This is a genomic window from Pedobacter frigidisoli, from assembly GCF_004331675.1.
Classification (GTDB): domain Bacteria; phylum Bacteroidota; class Bacteroidia; order Sphingobacteriales; family Sphingobacteriaceae; genus Pedobacter; species Pedobacter frigidisoli.
Window position 1 is genome coordinate 110,330 of sequence record NZ_SJSN01000016.1, and the last position, 21,262, is coordinate 131,591.

Here is a 21,262-nt window from a genome sequence, read left to right on the forward strand (position 1 = left end):
TTTTGATGGCTAAATTTGCAAATGATAATCTTAGGTTATCGCTAAATTCAGCTAATTGAACATCATACATTCAACAGAAAATAACAACTGGCATCACGATATAAATTTAGCCTTGGCTGAGTTGAATATTGAGGGTCAGTTTTTTTTTGAGGATAGATTTAGTTTATTGCAGCTAAAGAATTTTAGTTTTGCTATAAACTTGGTAAGTCTTATTGATAACTTTCAACCTCAAGATCTTCTTGATCTGCAAGATAATTATAGCAAAAAAGGAGTGAGGCTGATCCACATTTGGGAGGATGTTTGGCTAATAAGATCTGAGCAGGTTTTGGCCCGCTTAGCATCTTTGCTAGGATTAAATAAGCGGATCCATGGAAGAAAAACTAAAATCGTAAAAATAACCAAACCAGTTGCTGATCAATTTCTAAATGAAAATCATCTCCAAGGTGCGGTAAGTAGCAGGTACAAATTAGGGCTATTTGAAAAGGATACTTTGGTTGCTGTAGCTACTTTTTCAGCATTACGAAAAATGAATCACACTGAAAATTATAAGTCAGCAGAATTGATACGGTTTGCCGTTAAGGCAGGTTATTCGGTTACTGGCGGCTTAAGTAAATTAATTTCATTTTTCTCAACCCAATACCAACCAAACGATTTAATGACTTACGCAGATAGAGATTGGTCGGCAGGAGAAGCTTATGTAAAGCTTGGATTCGTACAAACTGATGTTCTACAGCCTCAATATTTTTCTATTGATAAAAATCTTGTTCGTGCTTTAATAAAGGATGATCAGTTAATTGATCAAAAGGTTTTTAATACGGGTAGTTTAAAATACATCCTCAAATTCTAAATGGCAGCGCACAATTTAATCATCATTCTGGGTGCTACAGCATCGGGCAAAACCAAGCTTGCGGTTCAAGTTGCCAACGAATTAAATGGAGAAATAATCAGTGCAGATAGTCGTCAGATATTCAAACGGATGGATATTGGAACGGGAAAAGATCTTCAAGAATATCAAATCGATGGAAAAACAATTCCTTACCACTTGATTGATATTAAAGAACCCGGTGAGCGTTATCACGTTGATGCTTTTAAAAATGATTTTTACGAGGTATTTGATTCAATTACAGCAAAAGGAAAAGTACCCATACTTTGTGGCGGCACCGGAATGTACATCCATAGCCTTTTACAAAATCAAAATTACACTTCAATTCCTGCTAATCAGCGTTTAAGAGATGAGCTTGAAGTATTTTCAAAAGAAGAATTGATAATCAAATTAAATGCTTACGATAGCCACAATACTGCTCATGTAGATTTGTCCTCAAAAAAGAGATTAATAAGAGCAATAGAGATCGCCGAATTTTTAAGATTTAATGAATTGGAAATCATTGAGCGACCTGTACTTCAGCCCATCATATTTGGTTTAAAAAATGAGACTGAAATCACCAGATCAAAAATATTGAAGCGCCTAGATGATCGCTTGAATAGTGGAATGATTAGCGAAGTAGAACAACTACTTAAAGACGGCATCACAACTGAAACCCTGGTTTTTTATGGATTGGAATACAAGTTCATCAGCAATTATTTAGAAAATCTAATCACTTACGAAGATTTAAAGCTTAAACTGGGAATCGCTATTTGTCAGTATGCCAAGCGACAAAATACGTTTTTTAGGAAAATGGAAAAGGACAATGTGGCCATTATTTGGCTGAATGCGGCGCATGAAACAAACCATTTAAAACAAGAGATTTTAAATAAAGTTTCAATTAAAAAATATAATCTGTAATATTCGGTTTAAGAGTGGTTTACAACCATTAGTATGTGAAAAATATCCTTTTGGCACAGGTTTTGTAATTAAGCGACTTATATAGTTTAACTCAAAAACAATATTTTAAAATGAAAACAATTACTAAAATTATTGCTACTTCAGCAGCTGTGGTAGCATTATTCTTTACAACAAATGTTAATGCACAGTCAAAAAATTTAGGGATAGGGTTGAATGTTGGTGCAGGAACAACTACTGGTTTAGGCTTAGTTATAGGTGGAGATATTAGATATCAATTTAATGTTGATAAACAATTATCAATTCCAGTAACTGCTGGTTATAACAACTTTTCAGTAAAAGATGATTTTGGTGGCGGAAGTTTCGGAATCATTCCGGTAAAGGTTGGTGCAAAATATTTTTTTAATGATTCTGGTGCTGGTGCTTACGGCTTAGCTGAACTTGGTGCAGGTTTTGGAACTAGTGATGGTTCTGGAACTTCGTTTGTATATTCACCTGCAATCGGTTATGCATGGAGTAATGGTTTAGATCTTGCTGCAAAATACGAAGGTTATTCAAACAATGGTAGCATTGGCTTTGCTGGTATTCGTTTAGCTTACGGATTTAGTTTGTAATTGGTCTGCACTTATATTATTCAAAGCCTCAATGAAAGTTGAGGCTTTTTTTATTTACGATCATTTCTGAAAAAAATGAAAATTATAAAATCTGTAAATCATTAGTTATCGTATATACCCAAAACCCTAATTATTAATTTAAATATATCTAACATGAAAACAATTACTAAAATTTTCGCATCGTCATTAGCAGCGATTGCAATTTTTACAACAACAAACCTAAACGCACAAACAATGACGACTACCGATGCTCCAATGATGGAAAGCGGTATGGGTTTCAAAGTTGGTGTTGGAATTAGTGGAGGTGTGTTCAGAGATAAATCTCCTTTGGATTACGCTTATGGTGCCGATGTTAAACTACAATGGGATCTTACTCCTTATGTTGCAGTTACTGCATCTGGTGGTTACACAAAATTAATGGGAAAAGACAACGTGCTTGATGTTGATTTTATTCCAGCAAAAGGTGGTGTTAAAGTATTCCCAATTAAAAGAATGTACTTAGCTACAGAAGCGGGTGCTGGATTTGCAATTCAAGATGGTGCTAAAACCAACTTTATTTACACAGGTGGTTTAGGTTACGAATTCGGTGGATTTGATGTTGGTGTAAGATATGAAGGTTACGTTAATGATAGCGGATCTACTTTATACTTTAAAAAGACTGGTCAATACGCTTTAAGGTTAGCTTACAATTTCAAATTATAATTAAAACATCATATATTTTGGAAGCCTCGCAATTTGCGGGGCTTTTTTTATTTATTTAATATTTAAATTGCTAATTTGAGCCGAAAACCAAATACCATGAAAAGAATTTTCGGAATCGCCATACTTGCTACTTTATTCGCCTGTAACCAAGCAGATAAAAAATCTACTGAAATAAAAGATTCCATACAAGAGGATTCGTCGTCCACATCCATCAATATAAAAATTAAGGATGAAAAGAAATCTCAAATTTTAAATCAATACGTAGAATTAAAGAATGCACTCGTAGGTTCTGATTCTGCTATTGCTCAAAAATCTGCAATAGCGCTAGAAAAAAGTTTAGCAAATTACGAAGGTTGTGAGCCTACTGCAGAAATTGCCGCAAAAATTGCTTCATCTGTTGATCTGGTTATGCAACGTAAAAACTTTACGGTTTTAAGTGCTGATGTGATTGCGCTATTTAAAAACACTGAAATTGAATCTGGAACCCTTTACGTTCAACATTGCCCAATGGCAAATAAAGGCGACGGGGGCGATTGGCTTTCAACGAAAAAGGAAATTAGAAACCCATACTATGGAAATGCGATGTTGGAGTGCGGCAGAGTTGTGGAAGAAATCGTGAAAAAATAACAAATCGAAAGTAATCGAATATGATTGTTACGTCGGTTTGACCAATTATTCATATTAAATTAACAGATTTGTTATGCATGTATATTAATTTTATATAATTTAGAAAGCTATAAACACAATACAATAATATGTCAGATATTGCAGAGATTAAAGTTGATGGTAAGACAATAGAATTGCCAGTTATAACAGGAACAGAAGACGAAAAGGCCATTGATATTTCGAAATTAAGAGACTTAAGTGGATTTATAACTTTAGATACTGGTTTTAAAAATACTGGTTCAACAAAAAGTAAAATCACATTTTTAGATGGTGAAAAAGGGATCTTAAAATACAGAGGTTATTCTATTGAACAGCTTGCAGAAAAATCAAGTTTTTTAGAAGTTGCTTATCTAATCGTTTATGGAGATCTTCCAACTCAAGAGCAATTAGATGGCTTTCAAGCAGAAATTGCTAAGCATACGCTGATACACGAGGATATGAAGAAATTCTTCGATGGTTATCCGTCAAGATCTCATCCAATGGGTCAATTGGGTTCTTTAATCTTCTCTTTATCTACATTTTATCCAGAGTGTTTAAAGCCAAATCAAACTGCTGAAGAGCAAAATTTAACCATCATCAAACTGTTGGCTAAATTACCAACCATAGTCTCTTTTATCTACAAAAAATCATTAGGTCATCCACTTATTTACCCAAAAAATAAATACGATTATGTTACCAATTTCCTTTGGATGACATTTGGTCAACGTACTGAGGATTATGATGTAAATCCAATTGTAGTTAGCGCAATGAATAAATTGCTTATTCTGCATGCAGATCATGAACAAAATTGTTCTGCTTCTACGGTTCGTATCGTTGGTTCTTCAGATTGTAATTTATATGCATCGATCGCAGCAGGTATAGCAGCACTTTGGGGTCCACTTCATGGTGGCGCTAATCAAGCCGTTATTGATATGCTTGAATTGATTAAAGAAGATGGTGGAGATACAGAGAAATGGATTAACAAAGCAAAAGATAAAGAAGATCCTTTCCGCATGATGGGCTTTGGCCACCGTGTTTATAAAAACTTCGATCCACGAGCCAAGATCATTAAAAAAGCTTGCGATGATATTTTAGAGAACTTAGGTATTGATGATCCTATTTTAGAAATCGCTAAAAAATTAGAAGAAGCAGCGCTTACTGATCAATATTTTATTGATAGAAAATTATATCCTAACGTAGATTTTTATTCAGGTATTATTTACAGAGCCTTAGGTTTCCCATCAGAAATGTTTACGGTACTGTTCGCTTTAGGCCGCTTGCCAGGATGGATTGCACAATGGAAGGAAATGCATGAGAACAAGGAACCAATCGGTCGCCCTCGCCAAATTTACGTAGGCGAAACCGATAGAGAATTTGTTGATATCAAGAGTAGAAAATAATCTACTAGAAAAGAAAAATCCCCTTAATTATTAAAAATTAAGGGGATTTTTTTGTGCATTAATATTTTCAATTTTAAGTGGCTACGTAATAAATTAGGTTTAGCATTACCATCTCGCTGATTTTAAATGCGATGAAGAAAAGGATGAAGATCATGATCATTTTACCGATTACTTTTTTGCGTTGATAGAATAGTTTTAATGCATTAAACATATACCAACAAATCCAAACATACACACCAATAGTAATCATAGTTGAAAATATGGAGTCTTCTCCAAAAACATATTTGATTAATGGATTTGTTAAAATTGATACTATGAAATAAGCAGTCATCCCATGTATCGTAAAAATTAGGTGATCTAGGTAGTAAATGTGATTCTTTCTAAAATTCCACATAATAAACAAAGCTAAAAGTGGCATGAGGAGGAAGTATTGTTTAGGACGATTGTGCTCCAATGTTTCTTGAATCACTTCTGATTTTTCTCCAAACGTTATTGAACGTTTGGTTGACATTCGCTTAAACCAGTTATCTCTGTCAACTAAAGGCATTCTTTTTTGCCTAGACAGGTAAGCACTATAAGTAGAATCATTTCTTTCATTGTGAATAATGCTGAATTTGTTGATTATTTTAGCTAAAGAATCAGATTTGTTAGCTTGATAATCATTCTTAAGCTTCGCCAAAACCAAGCTTTGATCATTAAAACCCAGGTCTTTAAAACTTGCATTATCTAAGTTTTCTTTTAGCCTTTCTTTAACGCTGTTAACGATACTTGGCCCTTTGCTTTTTATTCCTGCCTTTTCGAGTTCACGATCTACGCTATCTAATGTGGCTTTTTGTTCGGTTTTTGTCTGAGAATTTATATTTTCATCACTTTTAGTGGCATGTTTAGGAGAATAAGCCACCAAAAAATATATAATCGAAACAAAAATGTACATGCTTACAGGATTGATGTATCTCGCTCTTTTACCTGCTAAATAATCTAATGTAACCTGTCCTGGTTTGGTAAGAAGTGGACTTAGGGTTTGAAAAAACTTATTATCAAAATGAAAATAATGGGCAATACTGTGACTAATAAACCCCCAAAAACTTTCTTTTAATTCTAGATTTGGTTGCCCACAATTGCTACAATAATGTTTTTCTACTTGTGCACCACAGTTTAAGCAATTATGTTCTTTTCTATATTTACCAGTCGACATAGGGGATTTCGATATATATTAATGAGTTATAGCTTCAATTGCCTTTTCTTCAGCTCTTGTATGTTTATGTTTAAACATCAGTGCGAAAAGTACGGTAATAATTAGGGCGTAAATCGTAAAAGAAAGCCAGATGCTGTGCCAATCTTTCATGTGTATGGCTTTATCGAATGTTCCGTTTTCTAAAACACTTACACCTTGACTTTTTATAAATGACAATAAATGATTATTTGTTGGTTCAGAACCCACAAATGCAGAAGTCTCTTGGACGGTTGTAAAAGACTTAGTGAAATATTTATCAATCATCCAACCAGAAACCAAACTTCCGAAAACTGCTCCGAACCCGTTAGTCATCATCATAAACATACCTTGAGCAGAAGATCTCGTTTTAGGAGTTGTTGAAGTTTCTACAAACAATGAACCCGAAATATTAAAGAAATCGAATGCCATTCCGTAAACTACACAAGATAAAATGATCATCCATAAATTTCCTGATGGATCGCCATAAGCAAAAAGTCCGAAACGGAACACCCAAGCTAGCATGGCAATAATCATTACTTTTTTAATACCAAAACGTTTTAAAAAAAACGGAATAGCAAGGATAAAAAGAGTTTCTGAAACCTGCGAAATCGACATGATAATGGTAGAATATTTTACCACAAATGAATCTACATATTTTGGAAAATGTTTAAATTCATCTAGAAATACATCGCCATAGGCATTTGTAAGTTGTAATGCACCTCCCAAAAACATTGAGAAGATAAAGAATAATGCCATTTTGTAATTGGCAAAAAGCTTAAAAGCTTCCAATCCCAGAGTTTGCATTAAAGAAGCTTCCTCTGAAATTAATTTGCTTGGCTTGCATTTTGGTAATGTGAAAGCATATAAACCCAATAAAAGTGCGCCTAAACCTGCAATATAAAATTGATAGGCGCTGGCTTTATTTCCAGTTAAGTTTGTAATCCACATCGCAGCTATAAAACCCACGGTTCCCCAAACCCGAATGGGAGGGAAGTCTTTTACAACATCCAAATTACCAGATTTTAGGGTTGTATAGGATATGGAATTACTCAATGAAATTGTGGGCATGTAAAAGCACATTGCCAATAATATAGTCCAAAAGAAAGCATTTGGACTTTCTACCTGTGGCAGGTAGAATAAAACACAAGCATAAAGTATATGAAGAATGCCGTATAGTATTTCTGCATTAACCCATTTATCTGCGATGATTCCGGTTAAGGTTGGCATAAATAACGATGCAAAACCCATGGTTGCGAAGATTGCACCGAACTGTGTTCCATCCCATTGTTTTGTTCCAAACCAGTAATTTGCAATTGTAATAAGCCAAGCGCCCCACACAAAAAATTGCATAAAGCTCATTATGGTTAAGCGAAACTTAACATTCATCATATAATTTTGTTTGATTTTTGAAAGTAAAAGCTGAATATAGAACTATTTTAAAACATAATTCAAAAATGAACCCAAATTGTTTAAAACAATTTGGGTTCATTTAAATTTTAGCTTTTAATCTATAAGAATTTGTTTAAAAATCTTTAAACATTGAAGTTTTATGGAAGAAATTGGTAGGTTAGGATGTTCCGCGTTTGTTTAGTTCATCTCTTAACCTTGCTGCCTTTTCATAAGCTTCTTCGGCAATGGCTTCTTGCAATTTTTGCTGCAGTTCCTCTAAGGTTAAATCACCGTAACCTTGCTGTTTTGTAGAAGTCGGTAAACTATCTGCCTCCGGCTCTTTTGCAATAGAATCCATATTTTCTAGGAAAAGAAAATCATTACCCTCAATTACAATTCCTGCTGAAGCTAAGATAAACTCATAGGTATAAATCATAGCTTCAAACCTCACGGCCAAGGCGATTGCATCAGATGTTCTTGCATCTATCTCGTGAGTATTTTTACCATCGCTGCAAATTAATTTTGCATAAAAAACACCATCAACCAAGTTGTAAATAATGATTTCTTTAATGTTGATATGGAAAGTATCAGCCATTGACTTAAACAAATCATGGGTTAAAGGCCTGCTCGGCGTCATTTTTTCTATTTCTATAGCAATGGCCTGCGCTTCGAATGCACCAATTATAATGGGCAAACGCCTGCGTCCGTTTACTTCGCCTAGAACCAAAGCATAAGCACCCGATTGGGTTTGACTATAGGATAAGCCTACGATATCTAATTTTACTTTCTTCATATTTATTTTTCAAACCTCGCAAGTTTTAAAACCTGCGAGGTTTAAAGTGATTTATTATCCTTTGTGTGCTTTTAATGCTTCAATAAATTTAGGAACTACTTCAAAAGCATCTCCAACAATACCATAATCTGCTACTTTAAAGAAAGGTGCCTCAGGATCTTTATTTATGACTACAATTACTTTTGATGAACTTACACCAGCCAAATGTTGGATGGCGCCAGAAATACCAATAGCAATGTATAAATTCGGACTAATGGCAATACCTGTTTGACCAACATGTTCTGAATGAGGTCTCCAATCTGCATCAGAAACTGGTTTAGAACAAGCCGTTGCAGCACCTAATAAACTTGCTAATTCCTCAATCATTCCCCAATTTTCAGGACCTTTTAATCCTCTACCTGCAGAAACTACTAATTCTGCATCTGGCAATGAAATTTTATCGGTTGCCCTAACAAGTTCCTTGATAACAGTTCCTAAGTCTGATTGTTTAACATCAGCAGTAAAGTTTTCGATTGTTGCATCAGTAGCATTTTCCTTAACGCCAAATGCATTTGGATTTAAAGCAATAACCTTATTTGCTGAAGTTAATTCAGTAATGGCAAATGCTTTACCAGAAAAAGCTGTTTTCTTAACCGAAAATTTTCCGTCGGTACTTGGTAACTCTACAGCTCCTTCGGCCAAACCAGCTTTAAGCTTAACAGCTATACGAGGCGCTAAACCTTTTCCAGAGAATGAGTTAGATAAAACCACAACATCAGCACTTTCCTTTTCTGCTGCAGCAGCAATTACACTTGCATAAGCTTGGTTAACAAAGGTTTTTAATTGATCTACGCTAACATTTAATACTTTAGAAGCACCATATTTACCTAATTCCTTTAATTCGTTTTCTGCAACATCTCCAATAGAAATTGCGGTTAAATTGGTTGATTGGTGATCGGCAATGGCTTTGGCGTAAGAGACTGCTTCGAAAACAGATTTCTTAAATTTACCCTCAGCTTGTTCTACATATACTAATACAGACATATATTTATTTCTTGATCCTAAAAAAGGATGGTGTAAACTATTTGATTAATTTGTTGATTTACGTTAGATCACCTTGGCCTCAGAATGTAAAAGGCTAATCAATTGCTCAGTTTGATCGGCAGGAACTAATTTTACCGTACCACGAGGTGCGGGCGTTTCATATTTGGTCACTTTCGTAACCACATCAATTTCAACCGCATCTACAACAACCAAAGGTTTGGTTCTTGCGCTCATAATGCCACGCATATTTGGGATTTTTGGTTCTGCAACCCCTTCTGCACAGCTTGCAACAAATTTACCAGAAACGGTAACAACTTCTTTTCCACCCTCAATTTCTCGCTCTAAAGTAGCTGAATCGCCATTTACCTCTAATTTTTTAATGATGGAAATAGATGGAATATCTAAAAATTCGCCTACCATTGCTGCAACTTGGTTCCCGTTGTAGTCGATAGATTCACGTCCTGTTAAAATAATATTGAAATCTTTATCCTTGGCATATTCTGCAATTTGTTTAGCCACAAAATAAGCATCACGAGGGGCAGCATTTACACGAACTGCATCATCTGCACCAATTGCAAGTGCTTTTCTAATGGTTGGATCGTTAGCAGCTTCGCCTACATTAATAACTGTTACAGTACCCTTTCCACCCTCAGTTAACTCAATTGCCTTTGATAAAGCAATCTCATCGTAAGGATTAACAATATATTGCACTCCAGCAGTATTGAATTCGGTATTATCGTTGGTAAAAGTTATTTTTGTCGTCGTGTCGGGCACGTTACTGATACAAACTAATATCTTCATATTTATTGTGTTTTATATATAAGGTCTTTCTGCAAATTTAATTAAAAAAGCAAGGAAATAAAATGTCATCTACCCGTTTAGCAAAGTTATTGGAGTTTTTAGAAAGCGATCCTAACGATCCATTTATACTATATGCCTTAGCCACAGAGTATAACGCTCAAAATGATAAGGAAAAAGCATATTCTTTTTACCTTCAGTTAACGGATAAACATCCAGATTATGTGGGAACTTACTACCATTTGGGTAAATTGTTGGAAAAAGATAATCAAAAAGAGAAAGCGATCGAAATATATCAAAAGGGGATGCTTGTTGCCAGAAACAAGAGAGATATGCATGCATTTTCAGAGTTGCAGGGCGCTTACAATACTGCTGCAGGTTTAGATTATGAAGATGATTAATTCAGTTTGCAGTTTTCAATTATCACTTTTCTTTTCTAATTGCAAAGAATAATGCAGGCAAAATCTATCTCCGCTAAAAGACAATGGCTCTTTATTAGAAATGTACTTTTTTTTACGTTCACTTCATTTGGTGGCGCACAGGCGCATTTGGCCTTGCTTTTGAAATATTTCGTACAAAGCACCAAATTTATTTCTGAGGAGGAATTATTGGAGTTAAATGCCCTTGCACAAGTTTTGCCTGGTCCTGCATCTACCCAAACCGTGGTTGGAATCGCTTGGAAAGTTGGTGGATTGAAGTTAGCTCTTATCACTTTTATAATATGGATTTTGCCAACGGCAGCCATCATGACATTTGCTGCTATCAGCTATGCTCTGCTAGATCAGAAACAGAAATTTAGCGATATTTTGGAATATATTCAGCCCATTGCATTGGGCATTGTGGCTTATGGGGCTTGGACTTTAGGCAAAAAAGTTCTATCATCGCAAGTATCTATATTTTTAGCCATTGGATCGGTCGTGGCAACATTTGTATTGAGAAATGCCTATGTTTTTCCTTTGGCTATTTTGGTCGGAGGCATTATTTCTTCGGCTATTGAAACTCCAAAGGAAGAAACAGAATTACGCGTTAAACTTTTCTCTAATATCAATCCTAAAAAGATGATTTACTTTTTGGGCGCCTTACTTTTATTTGCATTGGTAGGAGCGATCATTAACAGAACTTCACCTTTTAGTTTACCAATACGTTTGCTCGAAAATTTTTATCGTAATGGGATTTTAGTCTTCGGAGGCGGACAAGTGCTTGTGCCTCTAATGTTTACCGAATTTGTAGATATGAAACACTACTTGCAGGTGCCAGATTTTTTATCTGGTTTCTCCTTACAACAGGCGCTTCCCGGACCAACATTTTCCTTTACCAGTTATTTGGGTGCACTAAGTATGAAAAACTTTGGTTATGGGGTTTGGGGACAGATTTTAGGTGGCTTAATTGGTGTAATTGGAATAAATTTACCTGGGCTAATTTTGGTTCTTTTTATTGTTCCATTTTGGGATGATTTGAAAAAAATATCACGAATTCGCCACAGCCTTTCTGGAATTAATGCAGTAAGTGTTGGGTTTATTATTGCTGCATTTATTCTTTTACTTATCCCTATGGGATTTAATTGGATATTTCTAGGCATTATGGTCATCACATTTCTTCTCCTTAATTTTACGAAGATAAGTCCGCCGATTATTGTTTTGGCTGGGATTCTCATCGGAATTATCTTTTAAGGCAAATATTTTGATTTTCGTTTTTCGAACTTAACTTTTAGTTATATCTTCGGGAAATTTAAAATCAGACAAAATATGAGAAAACTATTAACGCTCCTTTCATTATCATTAATCGGTTATTTAAGTGCTTCAGCCCAAGAAAATAACAGTTTTGAATTTGGAGCACACGTTGGCTACAATGCAGCAACAGTATCTACCAGTACACAAACAAATAGTAATTACAGAAGTGGATTTAATATAGCCGCATTTGGAGATTACTTCTTTTCAGATCGTTGGAGTATTAAGGCTAGGGTTAGTTACGATCAAAAAGGTTGGGCAAGAGGTTACTTAACCAACTATAATACCGGACAAAGCTTTGAAACCGATTATCACTTAAATTATTTAACTATTCCCTTACTGGCTAGCTGGCATTTTGGTTCTAAAAGAAACTGGTGTTTAAACTTTGGTCCTTATGCTGGTTTACTGCTAAACGCTAAGGAAAGTAAGTTTAATACGGATATTAAAAGCATTACGCATAACACAGATATCGGTCTTGATTTAGGCATTGGAGTAAATATTCCAGTAGCAAGTAAAGTTAAAATTTTGTTAGAATTTGATGGACAAGCAGGTTTTACAGATGTGTTTAAGGTGGATCAAGGATACAGCATTATAAATTCAAGATCGAGCTTTAATGCTGGATTGGTTTTCGATTTGAAGTAATATTTAATTTGCATAGATGAAAAACTGGTTCAATTTATAATTGAGCCAGTTTTTTTATGAGTATTATTTTTTACCCAAGACTATTTGTAAACTTCATTTTAATTCCACTTTGGAAATTCTGGATGGTTTTGAAAATTTCAATCAAGGTTACCTTATCAATTTTTGTAAGGCTAATAATCTCGATAAAATTATTTGGAGCCACATTATCTTTAATAATTTGTTGAGATTGATGTTTCAACCTTAAGCCCATTAAATAGTAATAAGATTGCATCAATTCATTAAATTGTATCTCAGTAAAAACACCCAAATCTTTAAGTGCTCTTAATCTCTCTCCAGTATTTTCTTTTTGGAAAATTCTATTCTGTAAGGCATAAACACGAACCAAATCTACAATTGGTGTCATCGCAGTTTTAATATCAAAAACCTCTTTGCTTTCTATTTTCTGTGTTTTAATATTTCTGAAATACGTTAGGGGCGGCTCGTAAAGCAAAGCATTTTTAGCAAGGTAGAGGTAGAATTTTTCTATTGGTTTTTTAAGTTCCTCATCCACAAAAATTCTTAATTCCTGCATAATGTTAAGGTCGCCATATATTGCTCTGCAATCAAAAAAAGCAGCGAATTTTACTGCAGCCTCAGGCAAAGCTTCCTCGATCCAGTTTTTGTAGTTGTATTTCCAATGGGAGAGAGAATGTGTCCAGTTGGGGTTTGTGGCCATATAATCACCATCGCAATAAACAAAGCCGACATAGTTTAACTTATCAGAAACCTGAGTTGCAAAATCTAGAAAATAGGAGCGTACCATGGCTCGTTTATCATCTGAAGTATCTTCATAAATAATAGCGTTATCCTGATCGGTTTTTAAGCTCAACTCTTTTCTTCCTTCGCTACCTAAAACCATAAAAACGAATTTTGCTGGCGGCGGACCGAGTTTTGTAATTACTTCTTCGATAATCTTATTGGAAATTGCATCGGCAATGGTGGTTACAACTTCATTCACAATTTCAGCATGAACACCTCGGGCCAAAAGTTGAGCGACAATGTTTGGAACTTTGTGCCATTTCGATCTTAAATCAGAAGTATTTGCGGCAGATTTTACCGATTGGATAAATACCAATGGAGATTGAGCCTGTTCGCTCAAAAGCCTGTTCCGGCTTAAAAAGCCAATAAAATGCTCGTCTTGATTAACCAATAAATACCTCGATTTACTGCTAAACATTAATAACACAGCTTCGTAAACATAGGCATCGGTAGAAATACTTACAATATCCGAATCCATAATTTCCCGTATGGCAGCTTTTGGATCATATTGTTGCGCAATAACGCGATCTCTCAAAGTGATATCAGTAACGAAACCAATATAATGATCATCGTTTTCTTTTATAAATAAACAGCTTGTTTTGTTTTCTGCCATTTTTATGGCAGCTTCAAAAATGGGCATTTCCGGACTACAGCTTACAATTTTCTTATAAGTGATATCGCTAATCTTTGAAGAATATAGTTGATCTGCAACCAAATAATTATCTTCTAAAGCATTGTTGTTTTTATAGAAATGTGCAAATTCCTCATCTAACATTTTTTTACCAAACTCATTAGAAAAGAAATCGAAAAACTCCTCGTAATCAACACAAAGTTTTTTAAACTCTTTTCTTGCCAAAAAATAGGTTGTGGTGTCTTTTTTTGCAATAACAGATTTTAGCGATTTTCGCTTGTTGAACAAAATGGAGATTGCCCCGTAAGTATGTCCTATTCCATAATCCTCAACCTTACGCTTGCTTTTACTGCTATCTAAAAAAAATGTTTCGAAAGCTCCAGATACAATAATTTCTATGCCTTTTATTTTTTGGTTCCCTTGATCGTAAACTTTAGTTTCCTTATTATAATCTATAATTTCCAGCTGATTAGAAATTTCTTCCAAAACATCATCAGGAAGCAAATTGTATGGAGCAATATGATGTAAAAAGTGAAGTTTATCAACCATAAAAAACAAATGAGAATAAACGGTTTATAATTTTTCTTGCTTTTGAGATGCCTGATGATGGATTTCGTTCCAAAGCGAAATCATTATCTTGACTAGCAATTACAGATTGATTTATTTGTCCAGAAGTTAAGAGGTGAAAAAAGATTTTAGCTGTATTCAGCGCATCTGATAAAGCATTATGTGATGCTTTTGGTTCTTCATCAAACAGTTCAGCATAAAACGCATTTAATTTCAAAAGTTCGACACTTGGGTTTTTAACAAACGGCGCACTGGCTTTCATTGTACAAAAGAACGGTTGTTTTTTAAAGATGCTGGAAACGCCAATTCTTTCATATTCAACATTAATCATGTGGTAGTCGAATTCCATAAAATGACCAATAATTAAAGGCTTGTAGTTTTCAACATCCTCTTCAAACTTTAGCATTACATTTTTTCTATCCTCACCATGAGCAACTAGGTAATCTTTTGTAATGTGATGAATATTTTGTGATGATTGCGCAATTTTAAAATCATTATTATTTATATAGTGGTTTTCTCTTTTAACCTCATTGTAATTCTTATCGTAAATAATCCAAGCAAATTGTATAATATACGGCCAGCTCTTTTCGTCTGCGTAAGGTGCAGACCAATTTTTTGGCAAACCAGAGGTTTCGGTATCTACTAAAAGGAAAAAATCTTGCAAGCTTGAAAATATTTGAGTTAGGATAACCCCACATCATCAAATGGGTTATCTAGCCAAATATAGCTAATTAAACAAGATGGTTAGTCGCAAAGGTGACAAAGTTTTCCGCATAAAAAGCAGAGCTTGGTGACGCTTTAATAAAAAAACAATAGTCATCACTGGAATGATATGAAATTTTTCGCGTTTTTCTTAGCGTTCTTTGTGACTTAAAACTCTGTATTCTTTGCGGTTAAATTAGTTAAATATGAATTCTTTTTATTTAATATTTAATGCCATAAATGCCACGGCAGCTAAAGATGCACCAATGATTGGTCCTAAGATAGGAATCCACGCATAACCCCAATCGCTACTTCCTTTTCCTTTCATTGGAATTAAGGCATGAACAATTCGAGGACCTAAATCTCTTGCGGGATTAATTGCATAACCAGTTGTGCCACCGAGTGCTAAACCGATTACCCAAACTAAAAATGTAACAGGAATTGCACCCATTGAACCCAGACCTATAGGCGTAACTTCTTCTTTTGTACCCATGCTGGCATCGGTGAAATAGAAGATTACAAAAATCAGCACGAATGTTCCTATAATTTCCGAAACGAGATTAGAAGCCGTATTCCTAATGGCAGGTGCCGTTGCAAAGGGAGCAGCTTTTAATCCTGGATCTTCGGTAGCATCAAAGTGGTCTTTATACATAATCCATACCAAAAAAGAGCCAACCATAGCGCCCAAAATTTGTGCTAGAATATAAAATGGAACTAAATTCCAATCAAATCCTTTTCCGATTGCCAAGCCGAGGGTAACTGCGGGGTTTAAATGCGCACCGCTAAAAGGACCAGCAATAACAACACCTACAAAAACAGCAAGCGCCCAAGCTGTTGTAATCACCATCCAACCACTACCATTACCTTTAGTTCCTTTTAAAACAACATTGGCTACAACGCCATTTCCGAGAAGAATCATTAGGCCAGTGCCAATAAATTCTGCTAGATATACATTCATAACTTATTTTTTTGCTTCCGTACTTTTAAGCACAGAAAATGTTTTCGAGATATTATTGATTTATTTAGTCTTCGGCGTTAACTCTAGCAGCTTTTACTGCTCTATTCCAGCCTTTTATTCTTTCTGTATTATCAATTCCGGGTTCAGCCACAAAAGTTTTATTAATTTTCCATTGCGATCTAATTTGATCCACACTTTCCCAATAGCCAGTGGCAAGTCCAGCGAGGTAAGCTGCGCCAATAGCAGTAACTTCAGTAACTTCTGGTCTAATTACTTTGCAGTTCAGTAAATCTGCCTGAAATTGCATTAAAAGATTGTTCGCTGTTGCGCCGCCATCTACACGCAATTCGGTTATGTTTAAGCCAGCATCAGCTTCCATGGCTTTCAAAACATCCATAGTTTGGTAAGCAATACTTTCTAAGGCCGCCCTAGCAATGTGCGATTTATTGGTGCCACGAGTTAAGCCCGTAATTGTGCCTCGAGCATGTTGATCCCAATGTGGAGCGCCCAAGCCCGCAAAGGCTGGAACTACATAAACACCATCAGTATCTTTAACTTTCTGTGCCAATGTTTCTACGTCAGCAGATCTCGAAATCATTCCCATTTCATCTCTAAGCCATTGTACTACAGCTCCACCGATAAAAATACTGCCTTCCAAAGCATATTGCACATCATCTTTAATTTTCCAAGCAATTGTTGTGAGCAAATTGTTTGCAGAAATTTTTGGCTCGGCACCAATATTCATCAACATAAAGCAGCCTGTGCCATAGGTGTTTTTTACCATCCCAACTTTCGTACACATTTGTCCGAAAAGTGCCGACTGTTGATCTCCAGCTAGGCCCGCAATTGGGATTTTTGCAGCCAAAATTCTTCCTGCAGATACACCATAAACTTCACTAGAAGATTTAACTTCTGGAAGCATCGATTTTGGTATCTCGAATAAACTCAACAATTCTTCATCCCAACTTAAATTATGAATGTTAAAAAGCATGGTTCTCGATGCGTTGGTAACATCTGTAACATGCGTTTCCCCGCCTGTTAACTTCCAGATTAGCCAAGTGTCTATGGTTCCGAATGCAAGTTTCCCAGCTTCAGCCTGCGCTCTAGCACCCTCCACATTTTCTAAAATCCATTTTGCCTTGGTAGCAGAAAAGTAAGAATCGATTATCAATCCAGTTTTTTCCTGAATCTTAGGCGAAAGTCCTTTTGCTTTTATTTCATCGCAATAAGCAGCCGTTCTTCTATCTTGCCAAACGATGGCATTATAGATTGGTTTTCCAGTTTCTCTATCCCAAACAACAGTTGTTTCTCGCTGGTTGGTAATGCCGATAGAATCTATATCCGTTGCCGATAAACCTGCCTTTACAATTACTTCTGTAGCTACAGAAAGCTGTGTAGACCAAATCTCTAATGGATCGTGTTCTACCCATCCCGCTTGAGGATAAATCTGTGTAAATTCTCTTTGCGCTATAGCGACAATTTCTCCATCATGATTAAAAATGATTGCTCTCGAACTGGTGGTTCCTTGATCGAGAGACAAGATATACTTGCTCATATTATTTTGGTTAGCATTATAATTTGGCTTAAGCCTTTTCGGTTATTGTATTCGCTAAATGGTAGATATAACCATCGGCTAATTTATTAAAAGTTTCAATTTGATTGTTTTTCCAGTTTTCATCAGCATTCAATTCCTTTGCTAGGAGAGAAGCTACTGTTGGCGCCATATCTTTTGCGGCTTGAGCATCAATAAATAGAATTCTTAATCTTCGGCTTAATATGTCTTCAACGGTTTCTGCCATTTCATTTCTGGCAGACCAAATTACTTCAGCTTCTGTATATGGAAAATTGGAATGAATTTTTTTAGCCAATTCTGGATGTTGTGTGGCTAAATTTTCAATATTCAGTCTGTCTGAGCCATAAATATCCAAGTGACTATCGCCTTTAATTTCCATTGAGCCATGGATTGATAAATTGTAAGTTACACATGCTTTCGATTCTAAGCCAACATGTGAAATGGCCAAGTTAACGGTTTCTTCTGCCATTCTTCTGTAGGTTGTCCATTTGCCACCAGTAATGGTGATCAGTCCCTTGGCGGATACAATTAATTTATGATCTCTGCTGATTTCCTTTGTGCTATTTCCATCTCCATTCGTTGGTGCAGCCAAAGGACGCAGGCCAGAAAAGACACTTAAGATGTCTGTATGTAAAGGTTTTCTACTGAAATAGGAAGTTGCTGTGTTCATGATAAAATCTACTTCTTCCTTTAAAGCTCTAGGTTCTAAACTATGCTCATCTAAAGGTGTATCCGTTGTACCAACTAAAAGGTGCTCATGCCATGGAACAGCGAATAGCACTCTACCATCGGATGTTTTAGGAATCATTAATGCCGATTCGCTATTTAAAAAACTTTTATCCAAAACAACATGCACACCCTGACTTGGGCGAACCATTTTTTTAGAATTTGGATTGTTCATGTGTAGAATATCATCAACAAAAACACCTGTTGCATTTATAACGACCTTACACATGAACTTTGCCTTTTTTCCAGTTATAGTATCTTCAGTTTCAATACCATCGACAGTTCCAGCAGTGTTTTTTGATAATCCGGTTACTTTGGTGTAGGTTAATAACGTAGCTCCATTTTCGGCAGCAGTTTGAGCAATGTTAATTGCTAAGCGGGCATCGTCGAATTTTCCATCATAATAACTAATACTGCCCTTAAGGCCTTTTTCTTTAATGCCAGGCATTTTTAAAAGCGTATCTTTTTTTGAAAAGTACTTTGATTTTCCGAAGCTATATTTTCCTGCAAGCCAATCATAAAGGGTTAAGCCCGTAAGGTATTTTAGCACTGAAAACCAATCGTAACATGGGATAATGAATTCTTCTTTATGTACAAGGTGTTTAGCGTTTTGCTGTAATAAGCCACGTTCTCTCAAAGCATGTTTTACTAAGCCAATATCACCCTGAGCAAGATAACGAACACCACCATGAACAAGTTTGGTACTGCGGCTAGATGTTCCTTTTGCAAAATCTGATTGTTCGACCAAAAGCGTTTTAAATCCCCTCGTTGTGGAATCGAGTGCAGTACCTAAGCCTGTAGCTCCTCCACCAATAATAATAATGTCCCATACAAATTCTTCGGCTATATGATGTTGATGCAATCTCTCCATGTGAAATAAAAAACAATAAAACGAAACAATACGCAATTATAGGCAATCATTATCGAAATAATATAATGTGTCCATTAAAAAATTATTAAATTATTGAGTAAAATATTTGTGAGAATTATTTTATTGCTAATTTGCACCGCGTTAATTTAATATAGTATGATGAATTTGGCTGAAAGGCACCAGTTTATTTTAAGTCGATTACAACGAGATCAATACATAAATGTTGTAGATTTATGTAAGGAGTTGAAAGTATCGTCGGTTACAATAAGAAAGGATTTAAAACTACTGGAAGATAAAAGTTTACTTTTTAGAACACACGGCGGTGCCACTGTAAATAATCCATATACGGTTGATCGTCCTGTTAATGAAAAAGAAAAAATACAATCAACAGAAAAAAATAAAATAGGAGCGGCTGCAGCGGCACTATTAAATGATAACGATTCTATAGTTATCGCATCGGGTACTACCGTACTTTATTTTGCGAAAAACATAACTCCAGCATCTAACCTTACGGTTGTAACATCTGCATTAAATGTTGCTTTAGAACTGATGCGTGAACCAAGTATTGAGGTAATTCAATTGGGGGGCATTTTAAGAAAAAGTTCATCATCGGTAATGGGCTCTTATGCAGAACAGGTTCTGCAGGATTTTTACTTTAATAAATTGTTTTTGGGAGTAGATGGCATTGATTTAGACTTTGGATTAACTACAACTAACGCAATGGAGGCACATTTAAATCGTAAAATGATAAGTGTATCTCAAAAAACTATAGTTCTTGCCGATTCTACTAAGTTTGGTAAAAGAGGCTTTGGCAAAATATGTGGTCTAGAAGAAATTGATCACATTATAACAGATAAAGGAATTTCTGAACAAATTGTAAAACATTTAGAGAGTTTAGGTGTTACTGTAACTATCGTATAGAAACATCCATTCTATAAGGTAGAACCAAAACATTGTAATTGAATATGGAAAAAAAAAGAATACACATCCTAGAAGATGATCAGGAGATTAGAAATGTTATTGAGATTCTTCTTCAAGAAGAGGGTTTTGAATTGCAACTTTCATCATCATTCGCCGAATTGAAAAAGAATATTCAGGATGCAATGCCAGATTTGTTCTTACTCGACGTAATGTTGCCAGATGGTAACGGCGCTGAGATTTGTGAAGATTTAAAGACTGATATTTTTACAAAACACATCCCAATTATTGTAATGTCTGCACAAAACAATAGCGAACAAAAAGCTATTGATGCATTTGCCGATGATTACATTAGCAAACCATTCGATATATATGATGTATTAGAACGAATCAATGCGCAATTAAAACGTAGCGAAGCGAATAGAACTACTAACGCTTAGTTATAAAAGAAACTTAATGTGTGAAAGGTTGATCTGAAAAGATTAACCTTTTTTTTTTTTTTTGGGTGCGCCGGGCATGTCAATCGACTATAGGGTTAGAGTCCCGAACACGCTTAGCAGTAGGAAGTGTTAGCCAGAGACAAGGGTGTCGTGGGTGACTGCGAATCTGAAGGAAGTCCGCGGCAAATATGGGGGCCTACGAACAGAAACTGTATATGAGGCGGATTTAGTCCGGGTGATGTTGCCCAACAAACAGAAGCCCAATACTGCACGGGGACTATTACGTATATACAGAGGCCACATCCATAGGAAGTAGATTGTCCTACCCCGGGAGATCTGAATGAGTTCTGTC

At 35.6% G+C, this 21,262-nt stretch carries 21 protein-coding genes; 11 read left to right on the forward strand and 10 right to left on the reverse strand.

Annotation, left to right across the window (positions count from 1 at the left end; all coding sequences use genetic code 11):
• Positions 1-55: 55 nt before the first annotated feature.
• The 6 genes from EZ449_RS18190 to EZ449_RS18215 all read left to right on the forward strand — a co-directional run bounded on the left by EZ449_RS18190 (position 56) and on the right by EZ449_RS18215 (position 5,141).
• Positions 56-847 carry a hypothetical protein gene (locus EZ449_RS18190; protein ID WP_131561550.1) on the forward strand — a complete coding sequence of 264 codons (792 nt, stop codon included), beginning with the start codon at positions 56-58 and terminating at the stop codon, positions 845-847.
• The gene (gene miaA / locus EZ449_RS18195; protein ID WP_131561551.1) at positions 848-1,783 is read left to right on the forward strand and encodes a tRNA (adenosine(37)-N6)-dimethylallyltransferase MiaA; all 936 of its coding nucleotides are present in this window, start codon (positions 848-850) and stop codon (positions 1,781-1,783) included. It begins immediately after the preceding gene.
• 110 nt (positions 1,784-1,893) lie between these two features.
• Entirely contained in the window at positions 1,894-2,394 is a 501-nt protein-coding gene (locus EZ449_RS18200; protein ID WP_131561553.1) for an acetate and sugar kinases/Hsc70/actin family protein, read from the forward strand.
• Positions 2,395-2,547: 153 nt separating this feature from the next.
• Complete coding sequence (locus EZ449_RS18205; RefSeq protein ID WP_131561555.1) at positions 2,548-3,096, forward strand: hypothetical protein; 549 nt, start codon at positions 2,548-2,550, stop codon at positions 3,094-3,096.
• A gap of 96 nt (positions 3,097-3,192) precedes the next feature.
• On the forward strand, positions 3,193-3,723 hold the full coding sequence (locus EZ449_RS18210) for a DUF3347 domain-containing protein (RefSeq protein ID WP_131561557.1): 531 nt from the start codon (positions 3,193-3,195) through the stop codon (positions 3,721-3,723).
• A 128-nt stretch (positions 3,724-3,851) separates the two neighbouring features.
• Positions 3,852-5,141 carry a citrate synthase gene (locus EZ449_RS18215; protein WP_131561559.1) on the forward strand — a complete coding sequence of 430 codons (1,290 nt, stop codon included), beginning with the start codon at positions 3,852-3,854 and terminating at the stop codon, positions 5,139-5,141.
• 73 nt (positions 5,142-5,214) lie between these two features.
• Here EZ449_RS18215 and EZ449_RS18220 read toward each other — a convergent pair whose 3' ends face one another.
• The 5 genes from EZ449_RS18220 to EZ449_RS18240 form a co-directional block, all read right to left on the reverse strand.
• Positions 5,215-6,336 carry a DUF3667 domain-containing protein gene (locus tag EZ449_RS18220; RefSeq protein WP_131561561.1) on the reverse strand — a complete coding sequence of 374 codons (1,122 nt, stop codon included), beginning with the start codon at positions 6,334-6,336 and terminating at the stop codon, positions 5,215-5,217.
• An 18-nt stretch (positions 6,337-6,354) separates the two neighbouring features.
• Positions 6,355-7,740: a nucleoside permease gene (locus EZ449_RS18225; RefSeq protein WP_131561593.1), complete on the reverse strand. Its 1,386-nt coding sequence runs from the start codon at positions 7,738-7,740 to the stop codon at positions 6,355-6,357.
• A gap of 181 nt (positions 7,741-7,921) precedes the next feature.
• Entirely contained in the window at positions 7,922-8,536 is a 615-nt protein-coding gene (locus EZ449_RS18230) for a bifunctional nuclease family protein (protein ID WP_131561562.1), read from the reverse strand.
• Positions 8,537-8,590: 54 nt separating this feature from the next.
• Positions 8,591-9,559, reverse strand: a complete 969-nt coding sequence (locus tag EZ449_RS18235) for an electron transfer flavoprotein subunit alpha/FixB family protein (protein ID WP_131561564.1) — start codon at positions 9,557-9,559, stop codon at positions 8,591-8,593.
• A gap of 63 nt (positions 9,560-9,622) precedes the next feature.
• Positions 9,623-10,360 (reverse strand): electron transfer flavoprotein subunit beta/FixA family protein, encoded by a 738-nt coding sequence (locus EZ449_RS18240; RefSeq protein ID WP_131561566.1) that lies wholly within the window; start codon positions 10,358-10,360, stop codon positions 9,623-9,625.
• A gap of 62 nt (positions 10,361-10,422) precedes the next feature.
• Between EZ449_RS18240 and EZ449_RS18245 the strand changes: the two genes are divergently transcribed.
• The 3 genes from EZ449_RS18245 (at position 10,423) to EZ449_RS18255 (ending at position 12,726) form a co-directional block, all read left to right on the forward strand.
• Positions 10,423-10,758 (forward strand): tetratricopeptide repeat protein, encoded by a 336-nt coding sequence (locus EZ449_RS18245; protein ID WP_131561568.1) that lies wholly within the window; start codon positions 10,423-10,425, stop codon positions 10,756-10,758.
• A gap of 51 nt (positions 10,759-10,809) precedes the next feature.
• Positions 10,810-12,027 carry a chromate efflux transporter gene (chrA, locus tag EZ449_RS18250; protein ID WP_131561571.1) on the forward strand — a complete coding sequence of 406 codons (1,218 nt, stop codon included), beginning with the start codon at positions 10,810-10,812 and terminating at the stop codon, positions 12,025-12,027.
• A 75-nt stretch (positions 12,028-12,102) separates the two neighbouring features.
• A complete protein-coding gene (locus EZ449_RS18255) occupies positions 12,103-12,726 on the forward strand; it encodes a porin family protein (RefSeq protein WP_131561573.1) in 624 nt (207 codons plus the stop codon).
• A gap of 70 nt (positions 12,727-12,796) precedes the next feature.
• Here EZ449_RS18255 and EZ449_RS18260 read toward each other — a convergent pair whose 3' ends face one another.
• The 5 genes from EZ449_RS18260 to EZ449_RS18280 all read right to left on the reverse strand — a co-directional run bounded on the left by EZ449_RS18260 (position 12,797) and on the right by EZ449_RS18280 (position 19,552).
• Complete coding sequence (locus EZ449_RS18260) at positions 12,797-14,704, reverse strand: DUF294 nucleotidyltransferase-like domain-containing protein (protein WP_131561575.1); 1,908 nt, start codon at positions 14,702-14,704, stop codon at positions 12,797-12,799.
• Positions 14,697-15,386 carry a 3'-5' exonuclease gene (locus tag EZ449_RS18265; protein WP_165499805.1) on the reverse strand — a complete coding sequence of 230 codons (690 nt, stop codon included), beginning with the start codon at positions 15,384-15,386 and terminating at the stop codon, positions 14,697-14,699. Before EZ449_RS18265 ends, EZ449_RS18260 begins: the two co-directional genes overlap by 8 nt.
• Before the next feature lie 255 nt (positions 15,387-15,641).
• Positions 15,642-16,382: an MIP/aquaporin family protein gene (locus tag EZ449_RS18270; RefSeq protein WP_131561579.1), complete on the reverse strand. Its 741-nt coding sequence runs from the start codon at positions 16,380-16,382 to the stop codon at positions 15,642-15,644.
• Between the two features lie 64 nt (positions 16,383-16,446).
• Positions 16,447-17,937, reverse strand: coding sequence for a glycerol kinase GlpK (glpK, locus tag EZ449_RS18275; protein WP_131561581.1), 1,491 nt, complete (start codon positions 17,935-17,937; stop codon positions 16,447-16,449).
• Positions 17,938-17,965: 28 nt separating this feature from the next.
• Positions 17,966-19,552 (reverse strand): glycerol-3-phosphate dehydrogenase/oxidase, encoded by a 1,587-nt coding sequence (locus tag EZ449_RS18280; RefSeq protein WP_131561583.1) that lies wholly within the window; start codon positions 19,550-19,552, stop codon positions 17,966-17,968.
• 156 nt (positions 19,553-19,708) lie between these two features.
• Between EZ449_RS18280 and EZ449_RS18285 the strand changes: the two genes are divergently transcribed.
• Both EZ449_RS18285 and EZ449_RS18290 read left to right on the forward strand, forming a co-directional pair.
• A complete protein-coding gene (locus tag EZ449_RS18285) occupies positions 19,709-20,473 on the forward strand; it encodes a DeoR/GlpR family DNA-binding transcription regulator (protein ID WP_131561585.1) in 765 nt (254 codons plus the stop codon).
• Positions 20,474-20,517: 44 nt separating this feature from the next.
• Positions 20,518-20,910 carry a response regulator transcription factor gene (locus tag EZ449_RS18290; RefSeq protein WP_131561587.1) on the forward strand — a complete coding sequence of 131 codons (393 nt, stop codon included), beginning with the start codon at positions 20,518-20,520 and terminating at the stop codon, positions 20,908-20,910.
• The last annotated feature ends 352 nt before the right edge of the window (positions 20,911-21,262 follow it).